This window comes from Nocardioides sp., from assembly GCF_025964975.1.
Classification (GTDB): Bacteria; Actinomycetota; Actinomycetes; order Propionibacteriales; family Nocardioidaceae; genus Nocardioides.
The window spans coordinates 1-6,531 of the sequence record NZ_JAOPXV010000122.1 but is presented as its reverse complement, the minus strand read 5'-3'; the positions used below and the strand labels follow the sequence as shown (position 1 = coordinate 6,531).

The window sequence follows — 6,531 nt, the reverse complement described above, 5'->3', positions numbered from 1 at the left end:
GATCATCGAGACGGTCCAGCGGCTCGCTCCGAGCTTCGGTGGGATCAACCTCGAGGACATCTCGGCGCCGCGCTGCTTCGAGATCGAGGAACGCCTCAAGGCGAGCCTCGACATCCCGGTCTTCCACGACGACCAGCACGGTACGGCCGTGGTGGCCCTTGCTGCCCTGACCAATGCGCTCCGCCTCACCGGTCGTAGCCCCGAAACCACACGGGTGGTCATCTCCGGCGCCGGCGCCGCCGGGGTGGCGGTCGCCCGGATCCTGCTGGGTGCCGGGGTCCGCGACATCGCCGTCATCGATCGCCAGGGAGTGCTCAGCTCAACGCGTTCGGACCTCACGCCCGTCAAGGCTTCCCTGGCAGCCGACACGGCCGACACCTTCGGTCGCACCGGCTCGCTGGCCGACGCGATGACCGGCGCCGACGTCTACATCGGGGTCTCGGGCGGCACCGTCCCCGAAGAGGTCGTGGCGTCCATGGCGCCGGACGCGATCATCTTCGGCCTCGCCAACCCGACGCCCGAGGTGCACCCGGACGTGGCGCACAAGTACGCCCGCGTCGTCGCGACCGGGCGCTCGGACTTCCCCAACCAGATCAACAACGTCCTGGCGTTCCCCGGGATCTTCCGCGGCGCTTTCGACGTCCATGCCTCGGCGATCACCGAGAACATGAAGCTCGCCGCCGCAATCGCGCTCGCCGACCTCGTGGGCGACGACCTGGCGGAGGACCTGGTCATCCCGTCGCCCTTCGACCCTCGGGTCCCGGGGGCGGTGCGCGAGGCCGTGGCCGCAGCCGCGCGTCTCGACGGGGTCGCGCGCCGCTGAGGCGCCCCCTCCTCGCCTGTGCACGGCGACGGGCTGGAAAGTCAGCCAAGCACGAGCGAGACCAGCAGTGCGGTGAGGACACCACCCCGCCAAGAACGCGACGGAACGGGCTGGAGCCGCGCACCACCTCGTCCAGTGACCACACGAGGAGCGCTCCGAGACGGGTGCCGTCAACGGCCGTGGTGTGCGCGTCGGACAGGTCGAACTGCCCCAGCCCCAAGGCGGTCAACCAGACGCACAGCGCGGGGTCGGGCAGCTGCCACAGGGTCTGATTGATCTCCGAGTCGCGGAACCACCAGGCGGCGGAGGTCAGACGAGGTCCTTGGCGGTCTGTCCGAGCGCTTGAAGACATTCGGCGAACGTACGAGGTGGCACCCCGCGACGACACCAGCCCGCCCGCCCAACGGCAAGGTCACCTTTCACCGACGCGTGTAGGTCACCCCGGCGCGGTCCGACGTCCCGTGACGTCACTTCGATAGCGTGACCCGCATGTTCGCCGTGTACGCCGAAGCCTTCTCCTCCGACGATCCGCTGTCCGGCCTCGTGGTCGGCGAGCGGCCCGACCCCACGCCCCCCGACGGCTGGACGACGATCACCGTCAAGGCGGCCAGCCTCAACCACCACGACCTGTGGTCGCTCCGCGGGGTGGGTCTCAAGCAGGAGCGGCTGCCCATGATCCTTGGCTGCGACGCCGCCGGGCTCGACGAGGACGGCAACGAGGTCGTCGTCCACGCCGTGATCAGCGAGCCCGACTGGAGTGGCGACGAGACGCTCGACCCCAAGCGGTCGCTGCTCTCCGAGCGGCACCAGGGCACCTTCGCCGACAAGGTCGTCGTGCCCCGTGCCAACGTCGTCGCCAAGCCGCCCTCGATGAGCTTCGAGGAGGCCGCCTGCCTGCCGACGGCGTGGCTGACGGCCTACCGCATGCTGTTCACCCAGGGCGGGCTGAAGGCAGGGGACACCGTGCTCGTGCAGGGGGCCGGCGGAGGAGTCGCGACTGCCCTGATCACGCTGGCCCGCGCCGGCGGACTCAAGGTGCTGGCCACCAGCCGTGACGAGGCCAAGCGGTCGCGGGCCCTCGCGATCGGCGCCCATGAGGTCTTCGAGTCCGGCGCGCGCCTACCGGCGAAGGTGGACGCCGTGATGGAGACCGTCGGTCGCGCGACATGGTCGCACTCGGTGCGGTCACTGCGGCCGGGCGGCAAGATCGTCATCAGCGGCACGACGAGTGGGCCTGACCTCGACGACGCCGAGCTCACCCGGATCTTCTTCCTGCAGCTGCAGGTCATCGGCTCGACGATGGGTACGCGTGCCGAGCTGGCATCCCTCGTCACCATGCTCGACGCCACGGGCACCCGCCCGCTGATCGACCGCGTGCTGCCGATGATGCAGGCACCCGAGGGGTTCGCCGCGATGGCCGACGGCGACGTCTTCGGCAAGATCGTCCTGACCCGATGACGCACCCGACGACCCAGCCGGCGACCCGACCGATCGCCAGGCACGTGCTTACCGGCGCCACCTCCGGCATCGGCGCCGTGCTCGCCCGCACGCTGGCCCAGCGTGGAGACGGCCTGGTGCTGCTGGCACGAGGCGAGCCCAGCGCGGCCGCGCTGGCCGCGGGCTTCCCGGAGGCGCAGGTGCTCCTGGCCGACCTCGCAGATCCCGGGACCCTCAACGGCATCGGTCGCCGAGTCGACGGAGACGTCCACTCGTTGATCCACGTGGCCGGCGTCGTCGACCTCGCACCGGTGTCCCGGCTCCGCCTGCACGAGTGGGAGGAGCAGATCGCGGTCAATCTGACGTCGCCTGCGGTCCTCACCCGCGAGCTCCTGCCGCACCTGCGCCGTACCCGCGGGACAGCGATGTTCGTGAACTCGTCGGCCGGCCTGACGGCGAACGCGGACTGGTCGGCGTACGCCGCCTCCAAGTTCGGGCTCCGGGCCCTGGCGGACGCCCTGCGGGCGGAGGAGATCGAGAACGGCGTCCGGGTGACCACGGTCTACCCGAGCCGGACCGCCACGCCGATGCAGGAGAAGGTGCACGAGCAGGAGGGCCGGACCTACGACTCCACGCGCTGGATCAGCGCGGAGACAGTCGTCTCGACGATCCTGCACGTGCTGGACCTGCCTCCCGACGCGACGATCCCCGACGTCACGGTGCGTCCGGTCACGCCCCGACCCGGCACCTGACTCAGACTGCGGTCTCGAGCACGAAGACCCGGACCGTTCGGCCCGTCACGCGCTGCTCGTACTTCTTGTAGCCCCCGTAGATGCCCGCGGAGCGCGCCATGACCTGCGCCCGCTCCTCCCCGGTCGCCGGGCGCGCGCGCACCGAGACCGTGGCATCGCGGTAGCGCACCGAGGCGTTCGGGTCGGCCTCGAGGTTGAGCACCCAGGCCGGTGTCTTGGGCTGCCCGAAGTTGGTGCCCAGCAGAGCTAGGTCTGTGCCGATCGGGATCGAGATCAGGTGGCTCGTGCGGGGTTGCCCGGACTTCCGCCCCGTCGTGGTCAGGTCGAGGACGGGCAGGCCGGCGAGCAGCTCGGGAACCGTGTGCCTGCCGTGCGTCAGCCGGGTCACCGCGTCGTCGAGGTGCCGGACGGTCTTGGAGAAGGCCCAGGCCCCGGGCTTCGTGGACGCGAGGGCTTGGATGGCGGCCTGGGCCCGGTTGGGGCGGCGGTGGTGGTATCCGAGGTCGTCAGCAACTCCCATGGCCGGAAACCTAGCCCAGAGCGGGCGGGGAACCAGCCGACGGCCAGCCGATGACCGGGCGAGATCTCAGCGTGGCGAGCGCCAGTTGAGTCCGCCGATGAGCAACATCCGCAGCTGGGTGCGGGTGGCGGCGATGATGCGTTCCTCCTGCTCAGGCTGGTCGACGAGACGTTCGGCCGTGGTGACCACGGAGGAGACGATGAGGTCCGCCAGCAGGTTGAGGTGCTCGGGGGAGAAGACGTCGCTGCCGGGCACGCGGGACACGTCTGCCGCGAGCTCGCGGGTGATCAGCTCGATCTCGTGCCGGATCGCCTCGCGGACACGAGGAGGTCCGGCGACGCGCTCCCGGACGATGAACGCGTAGTGCTGGGGGTGAGCGCGCACGTGGGACGCGACCAGGGGCAGTGAGCCGTCGATGAAGTCGCGGAACTCGGGGGCCTGGCGCCATACCTCGCGAAGCATCCGGCGGAGGGCGACCACGCTCTCCTCCACCAGCGCCAGGCCGAGGGACTCCATCGAGTCGAAGTGCCGGTAGAAGGCCGTCGGGACGACGCCGACCTCCTTGGCGACCTGTCGCAGCGAGACCGCGACCAGGCTGGAGTCCGCCGTCAGCGTCAGCGCGGCATCCAGGATCGATTGTCTAGTGCGCTCCTTGCGGTCGGCGCGCGACTCGGAGACCTCCAGGACCTCGACCGGCTGGTCAGTCCTCGGGGTCGTCAAGGCGAGCCAGCCAGGTCGCGAATCGCTCGATCGGGGTCTCGAACTCGGGGAAGGTGTCGACGAAGACCTGGCACTGGTCCGCGAGCCAAGCCAGGGTGACCTCCTCGTCACCCCGGCGCCGTACGAGCTCCTCGAGACCGCGGTCGGTGAAGTACATCGAAGCCAGCCGACTCAGTAGTCGCGACCGGGAGCGTCGGCGGGTGCCGCGAACGCCGCGTCGAGGAGCGACTTCTGTTCCTCGGCATGGCGCTTGATCGTGCCCACCGACGGCGACGCCGAGGCCGGACGCGTCACGCCTTCGACCGTCAGGTCGAGCCCGGGCCACACGTTGAGCTGGTAGTGCGGCCAGGGACCCATGTTGACCGGCTCGTCCTGCACCCAGCGGATCGCCTTCAGGTTGGGGTACTTGGCGATCTCGTCGCGGATCTCCTGCTCGGGGCGCGGGTAGAGACGCTCCACGCGGCCGATGGCGAAGGTCTCGCCCCCCTCGCGCTTGGTGCGCTCCACCATCAGGTCCCAGGTCACGCGGCCCGAGCAGAGCAGCAGGGTCTCGACGTTGGTTCGGTCGGCGGTCTCGTCGCCGATGAAGGGCCGGAATGACGTCCCGCCGGTGAAGTCCCCCGGCTGCGAGGCCGCCTCCTTGCGCTTGAGCATCGACTTCGGCGTGAAGACGATGAGCGGGCGGTGCTCCTCGCCGAGCGAGTGGCGGCGGAGCAGGTGGAAGTACGACGCAGGCGTGGACGGCTGCGCCACCACCATCGCGTCCTCGGCACACATGGTGAGGAAGCGCTCGATGCGTGCCGACGAGTGGTCGGGACCCTGCCCTTCGTAGCCGTGGGGGAGCAGCAGGACGACGCCGGACTGCTGGCGCCACTTGGTCTCCCCGGCCGAGATGAACTCGTCGATGACGGTCTGGGCACCGTTGACGAAGTCACCGAACTGGGCCTCCCACAGCACCAGCGCGTCGGGTCTGGCCACGGAGTAGCCGTACTCGAAGCCGAGCGCGGCGTATTCGGAGAGCAGCGAGTCGTAGACGTGGAACTTCGCCTGGTCCTCGGTGAGGTTGGTGAGCGGCGTCCACTCGTCGGCGTTGGTCCGGTCGATGATGGTCGCGAAGCGCGACACGAACGTGCCGCGGCGCGAGTCCTGCCCGGCCAGGCGCACCGGGCGGCCATCCATCAGCAGCGATCCGAAGGCCAGGATCTCGCCGGTTCCCCAGTCGATAGGGCCGTCCACGATCGCCGAGGCACGCCGCTGCAGCTGGGGCATGACCTTGGGGTGGACGGTGAATCCCTCCGGCGGACTGGTGTAGGCGTCGGCGATCCGCTTGAGGACCTCGGGCGTCACCGCGGTGGTGAACTCCCCGGCGGGCTTGTCGGGGTAGTCCGGCACCGTGGTCCACTCCGAGGGCTGGCTGCTGGCCTCGCGCACCTCGGTGAAGACCCGCTCGAGCTGCTGCTGGTAGTCCTTGAGGACCTGCTCGGCCTCCTCGACGGTGATGTCGCCGCGCCCGATGAGGGACTCGGTGTAGAGCTTGCGCACGGAGCGCTTCTGCTCGATCAGGTCATACATGAGCGGCTGGGTGTAGGAGGGGTCGTCGCCCTCGTTGTGCCCGCGTCGGCGGTAGCAGACGAGGTCGATGACGACGTCCTTGTTGAACGCCTGGCGGTACTCGAAGGCGAGCCGCGCCACCCGAATGCACGCCTCGGGGTCGTCGCCGTTGACGTGGAAGATCGGCGCCTGAACCATGCGCGCGACGTCCGTGCAGTAGAGCGAGGACCGGGACGATCCGGGCGAGGTGGTGAAGCCGACCTGGTTGTTGACCACGACGTGGATCGTGCCGCCGGTGCGGTAGCCGCGCAGCTGCGAAAGGTTGAGCGTCTCGGCCACGACACCCTGACCCGCGAAGGCGGCGTCACCGTGCACGAGCAGCGGCAGGACCGGGTATGCCGCTCCCTTGTTGAGGACGTCCTGCTTGGCGCGGGCGATGCCCTCCAGCACCGGGTCCACGGCCTCGAGGTGCGAGGGGTTGGCGGCGACCGAGACCTTGATCCGGTCGCCGGAGCCGGCGATGAACTCACCCTCCGCGCCGAGGTGGTACTTCACGTCGCCCGAGCCCTGGACCGTGCGCGGGTCGATGTTGCCCTCGAACTCGCGGAAGATCTGGCTGTACTTCTTGCCGACGATGTTGGCCAGCACGTTGAGCCGACCGCGGTGAGCCATGCCCATGGCGACCTCGTCGAGGCCGACCTCTGCGGCCGCCTCGCAGATCTCGTCGA

Annotated in this window: 7 protein-coding genes; 3 read left to right on the top strand and 4 right to left on the bottom strand. The window is 69.8% G+C overall.

Annotated elements, in window-relative coordinates; all coding sequences use genetic code 11:
* The 3 genes from JWN68_RS09060 to JWN68_RS09050 all read left to right on the top strand — a co-directional run.
* On the top strand, positions 1-823 hold an 823-nt coding region (locus tag JWN68_RS09060; RefSeq protein WP_297737843.1), incomplete at its 5' end, for a malic enzyme-like NAD(P)-binding protein.
* A 489-nt stretch (positions 824-1,312) separates the two neighbouring features.
* Positions 1,313-2,281 carry a zinc-binding dehydrogenase gene (locus JWN68_RS09055; protein ID WP_297737841.1) on the top strand — a complete coding sequence of 323 codons (969 nt, stop codon included), beginning with the start codon at positions 1,313-1,315 and terminating at the stop codon, positions 2,279-2,281.
* The gene (locus JWN68_RS09050; protein ID WP_297737838.1) at positions 2,278-3,012 is read left to right on the top strand and encodes an SDR family oxidoreductase; all 735 of its coding nucleotides are present in this window, start codon (positions 2,278-2,280) and stop codon (positions 3,010-3,012) included. The genes JWN68_RS09055 and JWN68_RS09050 overlap by 4 nt, the downstream gene beginning before the upstream one ends.
* Position 3,013: 1 nt before the next feature.
* On the opposite strand, the gene JWN68_RS09045 is transcribed toward JWN68_RS09050, so the two are convergent.
* The 4 genes from JWN68_RS09045 to JWN68_RS09030 form a co-directional block, all read right to left on the bottom strand.
* Complete coding sequence (locus JWN68_RS09045) at positions 3,014-3,532, bottom strand: nitroreductase family deazaflavin-dependent oxidoreductase (protein WP_297737835.1); 519 nt, start codon at positions 3,530-3,532, stop codon at positions 3,014-3,016.
* Between the two features lie 66 nt (positions 3,533-3,598).
* Positions 3,599-4,252 (bottom strand): TetR family transcriptional regulator, encoded by a 654-nt coding sequence (locus JWN68_RS09040; RefSeq protein WP_297737832.1) that lies wholly within the window; start codon positions 4,250-4,252, stop codon positions 3,599-3,601.
* The gene (locus JWN68_RS09035; RefSeq protein WP_297737829.1) at positions 4,233-4,409 is read right to left on the bottom strand and encodes a DUF6104 family protein; all 177 of its coding nucleotides are present in this window, start codon (positions 4,407-4,409) and stop codon (positions 4,233-4,235) included. The genes JWN68_RS09040 and JWN68_RS09035 overlap by 20 nt, the downstream gene beginning before the upstream one ends.
* Before the next feature lie 14 nt (positions 4,410-4,423).
* Positions 4,424-6,531: multifunctional oxoglutarate decarboxylase/oxoglutarate dehydrogenase thiamine pyrophosphate-binding subunit/dihydrolipoyllysine-residue succinyltransferase subunit (locus JWN68_RS09030; protein WP_297737826.1), on the bottom strand; the 2,108-nt coding region annotated here is incomplete at its 5' end.